An 18,274-nucleotide genomic window follows, 5' to 3' on the forward strand; every position below is an offset into this window, starting at 1 on the left:
TAATAATTACCAGAAGAGAGATGAAAATAAATGGGAGAAAAGTTTTTTACAAATCAAAATCAGCAAAAATTATTAGTTGAATTAAATAATGAAATGTATACTGCTGATGAAGTATGCTTTGTTTTTCCTTTTATTTCAAAGGCAATTATTAATAAAATTGAAGCATCAATTAAACATTGCTGAATACAAAAAATTTCAATTCGAATTATTACAACAACTTTTGATGATTTATCAGAATACAATAATTTATTAGAATTGACCCGTTTAGTAACAACTTATGATAATATCCAAGTCAAAGTTGAAGATAATTTAGAAAAACGAAGTGAACGAATTCATATTAAAGCTTCCCTTTTTAAACGATTCCATGGTATTTCAACCGTAATTCTTGGTTCTTCAAATTTAACTTATAAAGGAATGGTTACTGGGCGAGAATGAAATATTAAGTTAACAATAAAAAATAATCCTAATTTAGTTACGGAAATAATTGATGAATTTGAGCATTTATGAAATGAAGTTTTAGTTGATTTTAATGATGAAATCGCACGTAATCATTTATTAGAACGTATTAGTCAAAATCAATCAATGCGAATTGCAACAATGTTTAATCATACTGCAACTGAAATTTTAACCATTCGAAAATACTTATATGATTTTCAAAAAGCAATTGTGACAAAATTACAGTATCGTCGTCTTTGTGGTAAACAAGCACATTTAGTAATTATGGCAACGGGAACGGGGAAAACTGTTGTTGCTGCGTTTGATTATTTACACCAATTACAAGAAAATAATCATCAAGCCTTGAAGTTGTTGTTTTTGGCTCATCAGAAAGAAATTTTAGACCAAGCCTTACAAACTTTTCGCAATGTTTTGATGGATCAAACTTTTGGAGAAGTAATGTATGAGGGCAAAGTAATACAGAATCAAACGCATATCTTTGCAACTATTCAAACCATGGCAAGTCGGTTACCACAGTTTGCGACAAATCATTTTGATGTGGTTATTTTTGATGAAGCACACCATATTGCTGCTACAACCTTTGACCAAGTTTTTAATTATTTTCAACCACAACAAGTACTTGGATTAACAGCAACACCAGAACGAGAAGATGGTAAGTCCATTAAAAAATATTTTCTTAATGAATATGCCGAAGAATTACGACTATGAGATGCAGTTAATCAACGTTTATTATGTCCATTTGATTATTATTGTATTGATGATAATACGGCTGATTTAACTGGTGTTGATTTAAATGCTGATAATGAACTTTTTAAAAAGTTAAATACAAATGCTCGAAATGAGTTATTATTAAAAATGATTGATAAATATATTGGCTTATATGCAAAACCAGTTGCCTTAATTTTTTGTGTTACAACTGAACATGCTAAATTGGTAGTAACATTTTTACGAATAAACCATTTACGAGCAGATTATTTAACATCTGAAAATCGTGACCACCGCGCGCGGATTTTACATGAATTTAAAACAGGGCGAATTAATTATTTATGTGTTGTTAATATGTTTAATGAAGGAATTGATGTACCAGAAATTAATACTATTATTTTATTACGACCAACAAATTCAAAAACAGTTTATTTACAACAGCTTGGGCGAGGGCTTCGTAAAACAGAATTAAAAAGTCGCTTAGAAGTTTATGATTTAATTAGTAATATTGATAGCAAATATGATATTACTGTTGGGATTAAAAACTTATATGATCCGAAATTAACATCAATAAAGGGACTGTTAGCTAATGAAGGACTGCCTTATAATTGTACAATTACCTTAGAACAACGCTCACAAAAAATTATTTTAAATAACTTACGAAAATGATATGATAATCGAGCTCGAATTAAAACCCATATTCGTGAATATTATCAAAAATATCAAGAGGCAGGATTAAAACATTTACTATCTGATTATGATTTATCCTTATACCAATTTTATAATTATGTTAATGATTTTTATGTTAAAATTGGCCGAAATATTACGCATTATCATCAAAATGACAATAATACTAATCGTAATAAAAATATTTTAAAACAATTTTTATTTTTAGATAGTTATCCAATTATTAATTATTTTATTTTACGTTTAAGTCAAACTATTACTGCTGATGCAATTAACCTAGAATATGATAATTTATTAATAACATCATTATTATATGAAGTAACAAGTATGAATGTTTTTACGCAATTATTTCCAAATTATTTAACGATTCCTGATTTAGTAACTTATTTTATTGACCAGCATCAAGTGATTGTGGCTGAATTATTGTTACTTTTACAATATAAATTAGAACATGAAACATTAAAAATGTATTCTAGTGCAGCAACACCATTATTACCCGGGACAACTTATACTGTAAAACAAGTCTTATCCATAATTGGCCGAACTAATTTTTTATTATCACGAGGTGAATTACGAATTATTGCTTTTCAAGCAGGATATCTAACATTTGATCAAACAAAACAAGTTATTTTGGCGGATGAAGATGGTACTGGTTATGGAAAATTAACCAAATATTTACCTGATCAAAAGATATTTTATTGGTCAATTCCAGAAGTGATGACAATGGCTAATAAATTAGTGCGAGATATGCAAAATAGTGCAATAACCAAATACTTATTTTTACAAAATAAAATTAATTTAAAATGACCAAATTTAGGATTAAAATTATATTCTTTTGTTGGCTTTGGCAAGTATGACACAATGTTAACAGACAATTATTTTACTGCAAAATTTTTTGTTCAACTTGAAGAAGAATAGATGATATTAAAATGTATTTATAATTGTAAGTAAAAAAGATTAATCCATTTCGCCAGTTAAGCAAAAATGTATTATAATTAAAGGATAGTATTATTTTATTAAAGGAGCCTATAGTAAAATGGAAAGTTTTAATCTTGAATACATTCGGAGTTTAGCGAGATTAGCAATATTTAATATTGCCGAACAGTTATATCAAACAAAAAAATAACATTATTAAAAATTGATGAACAGAAAAGTTCAAGCGATGAAAAAGAATTAATGCTTTATTGCCAAGTAGCGTCAAAACTGAGTTTTTTAACCAAACCTGCCCTTGATCCAGATTATTTAAAAGGTTATGAAATTTCACAAAAATTTACTTTTTATCCTAATAAAAGTACTTTTGCACCATTTGCTGAAAAAGTAATTATTTTTTTACAACAAGAATTTATTAATGTTAGTAGTTTTTTACAAACACAAAAAATGGATTTTTATGGGGTATCAATTACGAAAAGTTTTGGGTTTTCAGCATTTCAAACAGAACGATTTTTAAAACACATTAAAGGGAAAACAATTAAACTAATAATTGATGGCGAAGAATATTCTGATGTTAAAATTAGTGTTGATCAATATCAACCAGCCTTATCTATTAATAAAAAAGAAAATCCAATTATTTTAACAGCAACGCAACAAAGTCTCTTTGATACTAAACAAATTTTTTTATTAAACGATAAAGATACTTTTTTATTAGGACCAATTTATCAAACAATGGCATTAACAAAACACAACAAAATTATCTTTAATCCACAGCAAACTAATGATGTTATTAAAGAAATTGTTTCCTTATTAGATTATTTAGTAATAATATTATTAATAATAAAGATCTTAAAGAAATGGAACAAGAAGAAATTGCAAGTTTTTTTCCAAACAATGCAAATGATGGTGCTTCATTATCAAAGGTAATTGAAATATTAAACACAAACCCGATAATTCAGGAAAATTTGGGATTTAATTTAAAGAAAATTGATTTAACTCGATTATTTTGAAATAGATTAAATGATATAGAAAAAAGAATGTAGATAAGACATTTAATATGGGAATCTCTTTCTAGACAATCTCCTTGTGAAAAAGCTATTAGTATTTTTTCATCAATTTGAGAAATGGCAGAACCAGAATTAAAAGAAAAAAATAATATAAAAACAAAAAATGGTATTTTAGAATGAATAGCATATCAAGAAAAACCATTTAATCAAATTGATAATAAATGATATTTTGTTGTGTGGCGTGTTGATGAAAGTGCTGATTGGCGTATTATTAAGTTTAAAAATAATGAAATGACTATTAAAATTGATAATTCTAATAATCGGCAATTGCAGAAAACTGATTTAGGTATGGGAAGAGATTTATATATTACAAATGATTCAGGGTTTGTTAAATATGTGACACATTGAACAGATGATAATGGTTCTTACTTTAAATCAGTTTATCGTTGAAATAATGATAGCGAACCAAAAATATATGTTGAAAATAAATTAAAAAGTTATTTAGATTTATAAATCTAAATAACTTTTTATATTTCTAATGTAATTAATGATAATTTTTCATTATTTTTATTAAATAATTGTAAATTATTAATATTAATTTGTTCTTTTGTGGGTGGATAGGAAAATATAAACTATTTGATTGTTTTAAAAAATTAACAACTGTGATATTTGAATATGAGTTTTCATCTTCAATGCCATTTTTATAGAAATATCATTCATTATCTTCGATTAATTGTAAATATGTATTTCTGTCTTTTTCACTGACTTTAGTTCCGATAGGACAATTTTTGATTAATTCTAAGTTAATATCTTTTCCTTCAGTAATTTTTTTATTTATTTTTTCAATAAAAATATTTATATCATAATTCCCATAACATCATATGCCAGATATTTCGATTTGATTTAAATTAAATAGTTTTTCGTGTTTTAAAAAAGTTATTTTAATACTGTCCTCAACTAAATTTTTAGTTATACTCACTCAATTTGATTTAGAATAAAGTAATTTATTTCATTGAGAAAAATAGTTTAAATAATCTTTTATTTTGTCATTAGAAACAATTAAATTAGTTAAATATTTGCCATATTCACCATCAGATAGTTTAATTTCAGCAGGAATAAGAGAAGGTATATTATTTGTTTCTAATTCACTTGTTATGGATAATCAATTAAAGTAATTTGCTTCTAATTGATAAATATAGTTTTCTGAAATATCTTTGTTTTTAACAGTTCTTTAATTTCATCATTTTTATTAATATTATTTTGATTTTTTAAATTTCAATCTGTAATTTGTCCTGTTTTAGGTAAAATAAACGGTGTATTTGGTTCGCTATCATTATTTCAACGATAAACTGATTTAAAGTAAGAACCATTATCATCTGTTCAATGTGTCACATATTTAACAACCCCTGAATCATTTGTAATATATAAATCTCTTCCTATACCTTAATCAGTTTTCTGCAATTGCCGATTATTAGAATTATCAATTTTAATAGTCATTTCATTATTTTTAAACTTAATAATACGCCAATCAGCATTTTTATCACCACGCCACACAGCAAAATATCATTTATCATCTTTCTCATTAAATGGTTTGTCATTTGAATAAACCTCTTCTCAATAATTTATTGGTGTTGTTGGAATAGAACCACCAGTAAAATTAAAATATGATGAATTTAATTTAACTTTGCAATGTTCAAACTCTCAATATCCAGTTTCTACCTCTCTTGGATTAGATATTAATTCAAAATAATAAGGGGCAAATAATTTAACATCATCATTATAGCCTTTATTAATTGCATATTTACTATATGTATAATTTAATAACATGTATATCACTTGTTTAATTCTTTTTACATATCTTTTATGTAATTCACTTGGATTGTCTAATTTTCAATTTTCAAATAAACCATCAATAACATCTTCTGGTTTTTGTCCTTCAAATTTTTGACGTAATTCAGCCGCTTTATTAGTGGGATTTCCTTTTTCATCATATTTTGCACCTTGAAATTTTCGATCATAATTATAACGATAAGTTAAATAATTTAATAAAACTTTTTCTAAACCATTATTTTTTATTAAACTTAAAATATTATCTGGTTGAATATATATTTTTGCAATAAACCACGGTAAAAAACTTTCGGTAAATCAATATTGAAATACTCTTAAATTAGGTTTTGTTTCAATAGACATAGATAGCAACGGTACTAAATTAGCATTTTCAACTATTGATGAAGGATAAGAATAAACACCATTAATATTACCTCAACATTTAATATTTCCAAATAACATTGATTTAGGGTATTTAATCTCAATCCCAGTAAATACTGTATCTTCGGGTAATGATTTTTGTAATACTAAATGAATACTATATTTGGTTTTTTCATTTAAAATCAGTCACCTTAACTAAATGAGTAGATTTAATAATATCAACACCATCAGGTGAATAAGGTCTTTTATATTCTTCGATAATATAACATTCATTTTTATTGTCTTCGGTAATTGGTTCATTAATAGATACTATTTTTAAATCATAGGATTCTAAAAATTCTTTGTCTTTTTTTGAAATATCATTAATTAAAATATCTTTTTCTTCAATCATTACATAACTTGTGCTATTATCTTGGACTGTGGTATTTTGTTGAATTTGTAATTTAAAATTAAAATCACTAATTTCATAACCAGTTATTTTAATATATTCATCTTTGTCAATAAAACCTATTTTAATGCTATTTTGAGAGTAGTTTAAGATTGGTTTTTGCTTTGTCTTAACAAGAGATTATTAATTTTATAAATATATAAGGTTCTGGCACGGTCTTCAGTAAATAATTGTTCTAAATCAGGGTCGCTGTACTACGATTGACTAGCAAAATCTAATGGAATACTATCAATTGAATAGTCAATTGGTTCATCATTTTCTGCTAATTGTGCTAACATTTTTTCAGATGGTTTTAACATTATTCTTGTTCTCCTTCTTCATTAGGCATATTTATAATAGTTTCATTGTTATTTAATTGTCTGTTTAAAGTAGCATTTACTGGTAGGCGAACATAAATAATTAAATCATCAATATTTTTAATATTAAATGTTCTACTGTTTAAAATAGCATTATCATATTTAATTAACTTAATAATGAATTCAGTTAATTTAATTTCTCTAATATATATCATTTGTTCGTATGATGCGTTTGTTTGAATATTTACTCCCGCAACTTCTGCTTGTGTTTGTTGTGCTCCCTTGGCGATTGCGGGAACATGATGGCGATTTATTTTATAGTAATTAGTTAATAATCAATCATATATTTTGGTTAATTGTTCACCTTTAAAATTACCAGCAATATAGTTTACTGGTTGAAAATTACTATCAGAGTCTCCTTCAACTAATAACAAGTCATTTTCAATAAATGAAGCCAACATTTTACTAATTTCTTGGTCAACCACACCAGTAACACCATTAGTATTAATGGAAAATTTACCACTATTTAATAATGGATCTAACATTATCTTTTCAGCAATAATATCTAAAAAATACTAGCAAATTCTTTACCATAACGAGCAGAAGGCTCAAAATTAGGGTTATTAGGAATAATTTCAATTGGTATAAAATTAAGTGGCAATATTTCTTCTCTTTGTAAAGTTGTATAGTTATTTCATTTAGCATCATCAATATATAAGTCGGTAATAGTGCTGTATAATCGTGTTTTTAACTTTCTAATAACTTTAACTTGTTTAGTTACATAATCAATTTCTAATTTTTCAGTAATAAAAACACTCTGGTCATTTTTAATATAAGGGTCATAATCAAAAGTACAAGATACTAAATTACCTAATTCGTCATATTGGTTATTATAAAAATCAATAGTAATAAAATTAAGTTTTAAATTATTAGCAAAAATAAAATATGCACCTTTACCATTCTTATTAATTTTATATTCGTTATATCAATTCTTATTAGTAAAGTCTTTCATTTTTAAAAAGTTATTAATTAATTTAGTATCTATCTGTTTATTATTAATTGGATTATAAATGCTAATTTCTAAATCTCGTGGATTTAAAAAATTAGCATTATCTTCACAAATTCTTTTTTCTAAAATCTCCTTATGTTTTTGAACAGTAACATTTTTACGATTAGTAATCGTTGATGCTAAATTAAGATAATAACTATCAATATCATATTCTTTTTTTAATTTCTTTTTTGCTAATAATAATCCCATTTATATCGCCTCTTTATTTCGTATCTTCTTTTTTAATAACATCTTCAATACTATCTTGTTTTTGTTGTTTGTTATGAGTTTTGATAAATCTAATAGTTTCAATAATTAAAACTATAATTCCTGCTCCAATAAGCATTGCTGAAACAATAACATATGCTGGTCAAGAAATACCCAATGTTTTTATAATATATTGTTAAAGCAACTTCACCCGCAACTGATAATGGAACAATTTTAACTGCTAAAAAACATCAGAACCATAAGCTAAAGGTAATAATTGACCTTTTTTAATAGCCTTAGTTTCAAATTTAGATAATATTTTTTTAGTTTTATCAGTAATTTTACTAATTACTTTTTGTTTAATAGTAATTATTTGTTTTTCAATTGGGGCTAATAATTTTTTAGTTACTTTTTGAATATAAAAATTTGGGTTTAAATGATTTAAAATTTTATTTAATTTAATTGGTGTTTGATGAAAAATATTTAATAATTTATTATTATATATTTTACTGCCCCTCATTAAATTAGCATTTAATATTAGGTTTTTACCAACACCTTTTTTATGAAGATTAGTCATTATGTTATATCACTCATTAGTATTAATTTTGCTTATTTTATCAATATTTAATCCATATTCAGACAATCATTTATTAGCATTTATTTCATTTATGCGTGGTATTTTTTGAACTAATGTAGGGCTTATTTTTTGAATATTTTTTTCAATTTTTAATAAATTATTAATTGTTTCTAATTTAGAAACTTTAAAACCCTTATAAAAATCATTTCGGGCTAATTTTCCAATTGTATATAATAAAGTTTCATTTTTAGCTTGTTTTGTAAAATCAAATATTAATTTATCAGATAAAATCTTTTTACCTCTAACTTGCCTTACAACATCTTCTAAATTATTAGCAGTTATTACACCTAATTTTTCAAGTAGTTTAGTTTCTTTCGCTAATTTTAAAATTTTAGTTGTTCGAGCAGCACGCGTTAATTTTCCAATACCACCAATTGCAGGTAGCAAATTTAAGGCAGTACTTTTTGCTGTCACTTCTGAGGTTAATTTATCGTATATTTGATTTACAGCAAAATCAGTTGCTGTTTCTACTCCAAATGAGATAAATGCTGCGGCAAAATTAGATAATCCCGCACCAAGACCAACGGCGGATGCTACACCACCAGTTAAAACTGATAAACCAAGAGCTAAAACTTGAACTCCTAAAAATTCTAATAACTGTAAACCAAAATTTTTTTCTTGTTGTTGGATTGACAATCTAGTTGGATTTTTTTTAACAGCATAAATAAGAGCTGTTTTAGATGTTCCAATTGGCATATCTATCAAACGAAAAAGTACTATTTTTTAGTACTATTAAGAATTTTTAATTTTAACATCAATCGGATTTGTTTGACCAGTAGCGTTGTTTTTACCTTCAATTTGAACTTCAACAGTTTTATCATTTGTAATATTAATTGGTCAGTCTTCACCTTTACTTTCAATAAAGTAATCAAAATCACTTTCAGTTAAAGAACTATTTACTGCTTTTACTGCTTTTAAAACAACATCTTTAAATTGTGATTTTAACTGTTCGGCTGTTGCTTTTGTTGGGTCTGTAACATGAATATTTGGTTTATCTATTTTATTAATTTTACTAATATCAATTTTTGAAACAATATGTTTAATAATTCCCTTAGGTTCAACTACTGCCCCACCTAAATATAAAACTCTTTCCATAATCAAAGTATTACCCATTCCAGTACCCAATGCAGCTGTACCAACTCTTAATGGAGTATGGTCTTTTTTACGTAAGATAAGAGGGTCATATTTTTTACTAAATTTAAAGGCAATTGCATTAACACCATCTGGTAATAGAGTAATTGTTCCTTCTGAACCATCTTTATTAATAATTGGTAATTTTTTAGGAACCATATAATATGTTGTTCCTTCAACAGTTTTCATTGCTCCGCTTGTTTCAATTACATTGTTTATTTGGTCATTTGCTACAAGTTGTAACTGTAATTTATTACGAATTCCACGAATAAAATCAGCCGAACCCAAGACAACTGTTTCTAATGGGGTAAAGTCATTTTCATATATTTTATCCATAATTTCATCGTGAATTTGTAAAGCATTAGTATCATCTGCTTTTTTGCCTTGAATAGTTGTAACTGTTCCTTTATTAATAATTTCTAAAATTTTATTACGTTTATAAGCAACCTCAGTATCCATTGCTTGCTCAATGTCAGCAGCCCAAAGATTAGGATTAAAATCACTTTCTACGGGGTCTAATTTACAAGTAAAAGTTAAAATTGTATCTAATTCAACAATTTCATCATCAAATTCTACTTTTGAATAATTTAATAATTTATCATCATTATTAAATACTTTCCCATCTTTACCAGAACCTTCATTATATTTAATATTTTTCTTTCTTTTATATGCTAAACTAAATTTACTTGCATCTTTTCACGCAAATAATGCTTCTTAACTAAATTTTTGTTGATAAGTTTGTAAATATCATTGTTCAAATGTTTCTCGATCTCGTTTTGTTGCTTGATTAGCAATATCTCCGAAAATTCTTTGTGGGTTTTGTACCATAATTTACTTCCTTCTTTCTATTTATTAAATACATTGTCTGTATCTAAAATATTGTTTTCTTTGTTTTCTACTTTTGGTACGCCACCAGTATTAACTGTTTGTACCTTAATTAATTCATCATAAACACTTTGCAATTGTGTTTTAATGATTTCAATATCATCAGTAATATCATAAGACTTTAATAAAACATTTTTAAATTCTTCATTATCAGTTAAAGAATTAATAAAGTCAATTACTTCAATTTGTTTTAATTGAATTGTTTGTTGTTCAATTTGTGAAGTTAATTCAGTATTTTTTGTTTGTAGTTCGTTGATTTGCTGATTACTATTTTCTAAATTAATTGCATTAAATTCTTCAACTTCAGCAGTATTTTTTAAAATAATTTCAGCAGTTTTAATATCTAAACTACTATCTTCATTTTTAATAGGTTCACTATTTTCATTAATAAGAACATATTTTACATTTTTTAATGCCATTGTATTTCCTCCTATTTTTTAATATTTGTATTTGTTCTTTTTCTAATCGCTTTTTGTATAATTTCAAAACTGTCTACTCTAAAAGACAAAAAATAGCGTTTAGTTTTTATATTTAACTGATTAAATACTGAGCCTTTAATTTTTATCTCATTATCTTTTTTTAATTTCAAAAACTCTGTTAAAATAGATGGGTTATATATTGAAAATGTTGAGTAATTTAATCCTTCTCACTGACATTTAGCCGAACAAGCATCAACTTCAACACCACCAGCAACCAGTGCCTTAATCTTAGTTTTAATCGGATTTTCATGTAATCTAACAGTTAATTATAACTTATTAACTTTTTTATTTTTTATTTTAGGTTTATTAGTTATTGATTTTTTAGGTAAATTACTTTTTGTTTGTGCTATTTTTTTCAACTCCTTTTGCTAAAAAATACTGTAAATGTTTCCAAGTATCGTGTTCGTGCTCTAAGACATTTTAATATTTCCTTTATAAATATAATTTTTCTTAATGATTGGTGATTGTAAAATATATTTTAAATTAAATAGATATTTGCATAAAACTTTTAAACCACCAATAAATTTAGGAGTAAATAATGGATTTTTTTTAAACCCTTATGAAGTTGATAATCTTCAATTATTACAATAACTTTATTTAAATAAGAACAAATTTTATTTTTAAACTCATTTAATATTAAATACATATTATTTATTGCTTCTTCTTCATTTTTGGAATTAAAAGTAATATTATTAATTATTTTCTTTTGAAAAACATTATAAATAATAATACCAGTTTGTCCAATTCCAGCAGGGTCAATTGCAATAATATATTTTAATTTATTTGTTTTATTTTTTTGTTAATTTGTAATATTTTTCATCCATCAAATGCTAAATCTAAAGTATCGTTAATTTTATAATATTGCGTATATGAAACAATAACATCTCACTTGTCTTTAAATAAATTTAAGTACATTTTGGCTCATTCTAAACATTGCAAATCATAATGCTTTTTATGATGTGAAATACGACAATTAATAGGTTGACAATTAACTCAATCAAATGATGTTGTTATTTCATTTCAAGTTTTATTAATATATTTACTTTTATATTCTGTCATTTATCTATACTCCTTAATTCTTTTTATTTGTTGCTCAAATTTCACCATTAATATCATTTACTGTTACCAGATAAGCTTGTATCATTAATTCTTGTAATTTATTTTTAATTTTTTTATTTCATTTTTTCATCAAATATTTTCCTTTCTGTAAAAAACATAATATTGCTTTATTGGTTAATATTTTGATATTTAGTAAATAATTTATTTTAATATTTAATTACTTCGCCGCCCGCTCCACTTTGAAGGTGGGCGGGGGCGGATAGGATATTTTGATAGAGTTTACCCCGATAAGGAAATAAACAAAAAACAGTTTACCCAGTTATTAATTACGCTTCATCCATCCCTACACAACTTTATATAAAGAAAATAACCTTTTGGAGTTCCAACCCTCTTGTTTTTTTAGTGTCCGATATTGTTTTTTTCGGTTTAACAACACTCTTTTTATGAAAACAAGCCAAAAAACACATGCTCTGACATTTCGCAAGTGATTAATCTTGCCGAGAATTAAAGAAATAAATAGGAGTAGTAAATCCAATCGCTTTCACACTTTCTTTAAGGCTTCGTGCCATAGATGAGTTATCCATCTTTAAGCATCAAAAAATATTAAGTTTTAAAGATTGAATTTTGGATTAATCGTTAGATAGTATCTTTATTTTTTTATCTCATTATCTTTTTTAATTCTTTGTTTATTAAATATATTTTTTAGTAATTATATTTAACAATTAACTAACAACTAAATAAAACAATTATTCAAAATTTTTTAAGAAAAGAAAGGATGGATTTTTCTGAAAAAACATATTTTATTAAGTGTAAAAGATACTATCTAACGATTAATCCAATAAATATAAGTATTTTTTACAAAATAAAAAGCACTTTATTCTTTTTCAATAAAGTGCTACATTTGCATTTACAATTTACAATCCCTTTAAAATTTTTTATTAATTCTAATGGTTCTCTAAAAATATAATCAATTTTTGAAACTACTAATTTTAAATCTTTTAGTGATTGTGATTTATATTCTCCATTTATTAATCAAGCTTGTTGTCGATATATAAATTCTGCTAATTCTTGTCCATTTTCATCAATTCATTTTTTAATTGTTAATGCTTTTAAACTTAATTCTTTAAAATAAGAACCTTTTATATAAAACGGAAATGTAATATTATTTACTGTATTTTTTACAATTTCACAGTTTTTTATTAAACTTAATTTTACATTAATTTAGGAATAATGTTATAATAATATGAGAAAAATATAATGAAAGCTATAAAGGTGATGGTAATGAAAATATATGTTCTAAAAAAATATCAAAAATTTATTAATATTTTCTTTATTATTTTTCTTGCTTATATTTTATTTTCATCATCGTTTTCAATTATTGATATTGCTGGTAATTATAGTTTTTTAAATATTACATTTGGGAATTTTAGTTCAAATTTTGATTAATTTTAAACAATTAAAAAAGACAACAATTTTAGCGTGGAAATTAATTTTATTTTCTAATTGACAAATTATTATTTTATGACTTTGTAATATTGTTTTAATTTCATATATATTATTTTTGGTTATACTTCAATAATTTTTCAATTGCAAAATATAATTGCATATGAAACAATATATTCTTTTTTAGTTATTTTATGCTATGTTTTTTATGCAATTTTTACTATTAGTTTTATTGTAATGCTAATATTGTTTCGCTTATATATAGGTTATTTAAAAAAACATTAATGATGTGATTGCTTCTAGTTACTATACATTTTGTAAATGTACTTTAACTAGTATTGTTATTCCCCAACAAAGTTAATTAACAATGTCAATTTTATTAATAATTTATCCAAATTATGATTTTAATCAATGATTTATTAAAAAAACTAGTATTGTTGATAATCTTCGTAAAACAGAATTATTAACACAATTTAAAAAACAAGCAACACCACCTAATCTTTATTTTAACTAAATTCAAATATTAACAAAAGAGAAGAAGAAAGAATGTAGAAAAATGACAGGTTTTAAGTTATTATTTAAAAACAATTTTAAAAACACGGTTAAAAATAAAATTCAATTTTTTGGTTTAGTTGTTTTAGTATTTTTGACTAGTTTTATTTTTACAATTATTGAAGTTTCTAAACAACGAGTAGAGAATAATTATAATACTTTTATTTCTGAACAATTAAGTAATCAACATGATTTTTTTGTTAGTTTTACTAATACTACTTATGTTAAAAATTCAAATGGGGAACCAGAACAGTTTGAAAAAATTACAGATAATGGGGTTCGTCAAAACGCAATTTTAGAATATATTAAAGAACAATTAAAAAATCGAAATGAACATTTTATTTATAATCGTGTTGAAGCACGAACATTTAGTTTGGGAAAAAATAAAGTTATTAAAGCAGTAACATTAAATCCTTATCAAGAAATTGATAAATTTATTGTTGCTAATGGAATGCCGTTAAGTTTTTATATGAAATATTTATTATCAATTAATGAAGAAACAATGCATTGGATTTATTTGACGCCTGAGTTTGCTCGTAAAAATAATATTAAAATTAATGATATTATTCGATTACAACCCGATAGATATGGAACAACAATTAAAGTTGCTGATAGTGAATTAAAAGGTGTTGATTTAACTTCATATGAAAGAGAAGATATTAATAAATGATTGCCAAAATCATCATATTCAAATGAAAATTGGTTTCGAGTCGTTGGATTTGGACAATCAGCGGATTATGTTACACCAATTATTGATGCAGGGCATCCGTTTCCAAATATGAAAAATGAAGGAATTGCATATTTAGATCCGCGATTATTTGGCTTAGTTAAAGATACAGTTGAAGATACAGTTGGTAATAAATATCCTGTAACAAAGTTAGATTTAACAAAACAAATTTTAATTCCAGAAAGTCAATTAGAACGAGAAATTTATTATGTTGGAAAATTTCAACAGACAAAAGTTGACCAAATGCGAAGTAATTATAGCCAAATAATTAATAATTATTTAAATACTGACCAGGGAAAACATATTGGTTTAAATGGATATTATGTTAAAACACTATCAACTGGTTTACCAATTGCTATGTTTCGAACAGATAATCGTTATGAATTTGCAAAACGAATTACATATTTTACGTGAACATTAAGTGCTTTTATTAGTGGTTCTTATATTTTAATTACAATTTTACTAATTATTTCGTTCTTTGTATTAATTTTAGTTATTCGTCGACAAATTGATGCAACTGGCCCACAAAATGGATTGTTACGAGCATTAGGATATCGTCGTCGTGTATTAACCTTTAGTTATATTTCCTATCCATTAATGATTGCATTAATTGGGGGAATAGTTGGTTATGGAACGGGAATTAGTGGCCAATTTACTGTTAAATATTTATTTGGTTCATATTTTAATTTACCATATGGAAATTTTGTATTTGCACCATTAGCATTAGTAACTTGTGTTTTATTTATTTTCGCTTTATTAACTTGTGTCACAATGATTAGTGGAACAATTATGATAGTTTCAAGAACACCACTACAATTAATTCGTAAAGAAAAAACAGTTTCACATGGTCGTTTTAAAAAAATTGTTTATAAAATGTTTGCAATTCATAAAACATTTGATGCACGATTTCAAGCAGTACAATTATCTAATTCAATTGGAAAAATGGTAGGAGTATCTTTAACAATGATTATTAGTACCATTATGATTACAATGTCAACAACAATTCCAATTATCTTACAAAATAATATTCGTTATTCATACGAAGGAGATAATTATAAAATCCTAGTTGAATATAATAGTCCGATTTATAATTTACCAACAAGTTTTTTGCGAACATATGATCCAAGTCAAAAACCATGAGATAGTAAAAACAGTCTTTTAACTAAAACAAATATGACAAGAGATGTTAATCAATATCTTACTGATTTTGAAACAGGGCAAATTAATTCTGAAAATTTTGCTCCAACTTATCAAGCAGATGATATGCGGTCATTGTTATATCGTAATATTTCAAAAGAATTTTTGCAAAGTAATAAATTAACTTCAAGTGATCCGGGTTTATCCAAAGCAATTTGTAGTACGACATGAGGTGATTACAATGATTTTGCTCTAAATCTTTTAAAAAAATCAACTATTGAACAATATTTAAGAACAACAGAAACAGCTCGCGAATATATTGATATTTTAGAAAAATCTCGATTATTTTATTGAAAATATCGGGAAACTGTTGGTTTAAACATTAAACGTGCAGATTATTTTGATTCACGAGGGAATTTAAATTTAAATGATAATTTAAGAAACAATATTTTTACCCAAAGTGATTATAAACGAGATTTTGGAGAAGGAAATGCAACGATTACATTAGCTAATAATCATTTTCGTTCAGCATTAGAACAACCATTGTCTGTATCGTTTTATGATGTTTTAAATTCAGCAACAGGAAATGAATTTAATACACGTTTAAAAAAACCAATGTATGATTTATATAATTGAATTTATGCTTACTTTGTAGAAAATGTTAATCAATGTTTTATTCAAGGAGTATATTCACGTTCTCCGCAAACTGTTCGGTTAAAAATGCAAGAAGCATTTAATCAAAACAATGGTAATTTTAATTTAACTTTCGGAGTAATTCCGTTTAATCCATTAACAGATGATCGGGGAACAATGATTAATGCTGAATTAAATAGTATTGAGTTTAAGATTTACGGAATTAATCGTACATTTAAAAACCAAGCATTAACTAATAAAAATGGTGCGAATTTAAATGAAAAATTATTTACAGCAAGTAATAATATTGTTTTAAATGAATCATTAGCTAAACGCTTAAATGTTACAGTTGGAAATCAAATTAGTCCGTATTTGATTCGCAAAGCATTAGTTCATGGTAATCAAGGTGTTACTTCTGATCAAATTTTACAAGGTTGAGATGGAAGTGATGTAACAGGTCATGATGCTCAAGCACAAGGGCGAGTTGGTAAATTAATGTTTAATGGTGATAATAAATATAAAAATAAGGTTATAGATAAAAATAATGAATATGTTTTAGAAAGTAAAATTGATTCACTTGACCCAAATTTTACAAAACCATCAATTTTAAACGATAAAATTGTTGATGGAAGTTATCGAGTAAGTAATCAAATGAAGAATCAAACTTTTACAGTTGTTGGTATTACTAATCAATATGGTTCACCACGAGCTTGAATTAATGAAGAAAGGACACAACAATTACTAGGATATGATAAAACACGGAATTATTTATTACAATTGTTTTTAAATGAATGAATGAATTCATTTATCAGGAAGAATCCTGAATTAACACCATCAAGAAAAGAGAATTTAAACTTGTTAGAAAAATTTATTAAAGATCATTCAAGTACGCCTGTTAATAACTTATGAAATAAGTTTGTTGAATATTGAAGCGTACATCAAAGTACAGTTAATTGAATTGCTGTCTTTGAAAATGAATATCCGATTTTTAATTATAAAATTTCTAATAGTGATAAAATTGATGATATTGAAACAGGACTAGGAACAAGTGAATTATTTGGTGACTATAGTTTTTATGGTTTAAATGGTGGTATTAGAAGTGAAATTTCTTATCCACCATATGCAAATAGTACTTTTGGTAGTTTAATGCCAATTGCTGAAGCACAATCAATTTTAGGAAATATTTCAAAAGCAGTTAATGGGATTATCTTCTTTATTATTGGAATTTCGTTTGTATTAAGTTTTATGATTATTATTTTAACAAGTAATATTGTTATTGCAGAAAACCAAACAATTATTGCAACAATGAAAGTATTAGGATATCAAAATCGTTATATCACAAAATTAGTTATTGGAATGTATATTCCTATTATTGTAATAATGACAATTGCCGGTTTTGGCTTTGGATGATTATTTTTAATTATTTCTAATATGATATTAATTCGAATTGGAATAGTTTTACCACTGTTTATGAATGTCATGATTCCATTTATTGCAATTGGAAGTGGATTATTATTATACTTTATTGCATATTTAATTAGTTGATTCAATATGAATCGAATTAATCCATTGATTGCAATTATGAATGCGGATTAAGGA

At 25.2% G+C, this 18,274-nt stretch carries 20 protein-coding genes; 8 read left to right on the plus strand and 12 right to left on the minus strand.

Annotated features, from left to right (window positions below; all coding sequences use genetic code 4):
* Positions 1-30 precede the first annotated feature (30 nt).
* The 3 genes from ACZ91P_RS04410 (at position 31) to ACZ91P_RS04420 (ending at position 4,298) form a co-directional block, all read left to right on the plus strand.
* A complete protein-coding gene (locus tag ACZ91P_RS04410) occupies positions 31-2,766 on the plus strand; it encodes a DEAD/DEAH box helicase family protein (RefSeq protein ID WP_465158206.1) in 2,736 nt (911 codons plus the stop codon).
* A 258-nt stretch (positions 2,767-3,024) separates the two neighbouring features.
* Positions 3,025-3,705, plus strand: coding sequence for a hypothetical protein (locus tag ACZ91P_RS04415; RefSeq protein WP_465158207.1), 681 nt, complete (start codon positions 3,025-3,027; stop codon positions 3,703-3,705).
* Positions 3,706-3,902: 197 nt separating this feature from the next.
* Positions 3,903-4,298 carry a hypothetical protein gene (locus tag ACZ91P_RS04420; protein WP_465158208.1) on the plus strand — a complete coding sequence of 132 codons (396 nt, stop codon included), beginning with the start codon at positions 3,903-3,905 and terminating at the stop codon, positions 4,296-4,298.
* Between the two features lie 31 nt (positions 4,299-4,329).
* Here the strand turns inward: ACZ91P_RS04420 and ACZ91P_RS04425 are convergent, their stop codons facing one another.
* Positions 4,330-4,764, minus strand: a complete 435-nt coding sequence (locus ACZ91P_RS04425) for a hypothetical protein (RefSeq protein ID WP_465158209.1) — start codon at positions 4,762-4,764, stop codon at positions 4,330-4,332.
* A 64-nt stretch (positions 4,765-4,828) separates the two neighbouring features.
* On the opposite strand from ACZ91P_RS04425, the gene ACZ91P_RS04430 reads away from it, so the two are divergent.
* Positions 4,829-4,960 (plus strand): hypothetical protein, encoded by a 132-nt coding sequence (locus ACZ91P_RS04430; RefSeq protein WP_465155538.1) that lies wholly within the window; start codon positions 4,829-4,831, stop codon positions 4,958-4,960.
* Between the two features lie 7 nt (positions 4,961-4,967).
* Here the strand turns inward: ACZ91P_RS04430 and ACZ91P_RS04435 are convergent, their stop codons facing one another.
* The 10 genes from ACZ91P_RS04435 to ACZ91P_RS04480 form a co-directional block, all read right to left on the minus strand.
* Positions 4,968-5,177, minus strand: a complete 210-nt coding sequence (locus ACZ91P_RS04435) for a spiroplasma phage ORF1-like family protein (protein ID WP_465158211.1) — start codon at positions 5,175-5,177, stop codon at positions 4,968-4,970.
* A gap of 51 nt (positions 5,178-5,228) precedes the next feature.
* Entirely contained in the window at positions 5,229-6,074 is an 846-nt protein-coding gene (locus ACZ91P_RS04440) for a hypothetical protein (protein WP_465158212.1), read from the minus strand.
* A 76-nt stretch (positions 6,075-6,150) separates the two neighbouring features.
* A complete protein-coding gene (locus ACZ91P_RS04445; RefSeq protein WP_465158213.1) occupies positions 6,151-6,384 on the minus strand; it encodes a hypothetical protein in 234 nt (77 codons plus the stop codon).
* A gap of 355 nt (positions 6,385-6,739) precedes the next feature.
* Complete coding sequence (locus ACZ91P_RS04450; RefSeq protein ID WP_465158214.1) at positions 6,740-7,282, minus strand: hypothetical protein; 543 nt, start codon at positions 7,280-7,282, stop codon at positions 6,740-6,742.
* A gap of 20 nt (positions 7,283-7,302) precedes the next feature.
* On the minus strand, positions 7,303-7,995 hold the full coding sequence (locus ACZ91P_RS04455) for a hypothetical protein (RefSeq protein WP_465158215.1): 693 nt from the start codon (positions 7,993-7,995) through the stop codon (positions 7,303-7,305).
* A 13-nt stretch (positions 7,996-8,008) separates the two neighbouring features.
* A complete protein-coding gene (locus ACZ91P_RS04460) occupies positions 8,009-8,170 on the minus strand; it encodes a hypothetical protein (protein ID WP_465158216.1) in 162 nt (53 codons plus the stop codon).
* 63 nt (positions 8,171-8,233) lie between these two features.
* The gene (locus ACZ91P_RS04465; RefSeq protein ID WP_465158217.1) at positions 8,234-9,325 is read right to left on the minus strand and encodes a hypothetical protein; all 1,092 of its coding nucleotides are present in this window, start codon (positions 9,323-9,325) and stop codon (positions 8,234-8,236) included.
* Positions 9,326-9,361: 36 nt separating this feature from the next.
* Positions 9,362-10,219 carry a hypothetical protein gene (locus ACZ91P_RS04470; protein ID WP_465158218.1) on the minus strand — a complete coding sequence of 286 codons (858 nt, stop codon included), beginning with the start codon at positions 10,217-10,219 and terminating at the stop codon, positions 9,362-9,364.
* A gap of 386 nt (positions 10,220-10,605) precedes the next feature.
* Entirely contained in the window at positions 10,606-11,064 is a 459-nt protein-coding gene (locus ACZ91P_RS04475) for a hypothetical protein (RefSeq protein WP_465158219.1), read from the minus strand.
* A gap of 11 nt (positions 11,065-11,075) precedes the next feature.
* Positions 11,076-11,234, minus strand: coding sequence for a hypothetical protein (locus ACZ91P_RS04480; RefSeq protein ID WP_465158220.1), 159 nt, complete (start codon positions 11,232-11,234; stop codon positions 11,076-11,078).
* Positions 11,235-11,577: 343 nt separating this feature from the next.
* On the opposite strand from ACZ91P_RS04480, the gene ACZ91P_RS04485 reads away from it, so the two are divergent.
* A complete protein-coding gene (locus ACZ91P_RS04485) occupies positions 11,578-11,715 on the plus strand; it encodes a hypothetical protein (protein WP_465158221.1) in 138 nt (45 codons plus the stop codon).
* Positions 11,716-11,898: 183 nt separating this feature from the next.
* On the opposite strand, the gene ACZ91P_RS04490 is transcribed toward ACZ91P_RS04485, so the two are convergent.
* Positions 11,899-12,183, minus strand: a complete 285-nt coding sequence (locus ACZ91P_RS04490) for a hypothetical protein (protein WP_465158222.1) — start codon at positions 12,181-12,183, stop codon at positions 11,899-11,901.
* A 1,281-nt stretch (positions 12,184-13,464) separates the two neighbouring features.
* Here ACZ91P_RS04490 and ACZ91P_RS04495 point away from each other — a divergent pair.
* The 3 genes from ACZ91P_RS04495 (at position 13,465) to ACZ91P_RS04505 (ending at position 18,271) form a co-directional block, all read left to right on the plus strand.
* Positions 13,465-13,629, plus strand: coding sequence for a hypothetical protein (locus ACZ91P_RS04495; protein WP_465158223.1), 165 nt, complete (start codon positions 13,465-13,467; stop codon positions 13,627-13,629).
* Between the two features lie 364 nt (positions 13,630-13,993).
* A complete protein-coding gene (locus tag ACZ91P_RS04500) occupies positions 13,994-14,140 on the plus strand; it encodes a hypothetical protein (RefSeq protein WP_465158224.1) in 147 nt (48 codons plus the stop codon).
* Between the two features lie 42 nt (positions 14,141-14,182).
* On the plus strand, positions 14,183-18,271 hold the full coding sequence (locus ACZ91P_RS04505; protein ID WP_465158225.1) for an ABC transporter permease: 4,089 nt from the start codon (positions 14,183-14,185) through the stop codon (positions 18,269-18,271).
* Positions 18,272-18,274 lie beyond the last annotated feature (3 nt).

It is taken from the genome of Spiroplasma endosymbiont of Halictus nicosiae, from assembly GCF_978018445.1.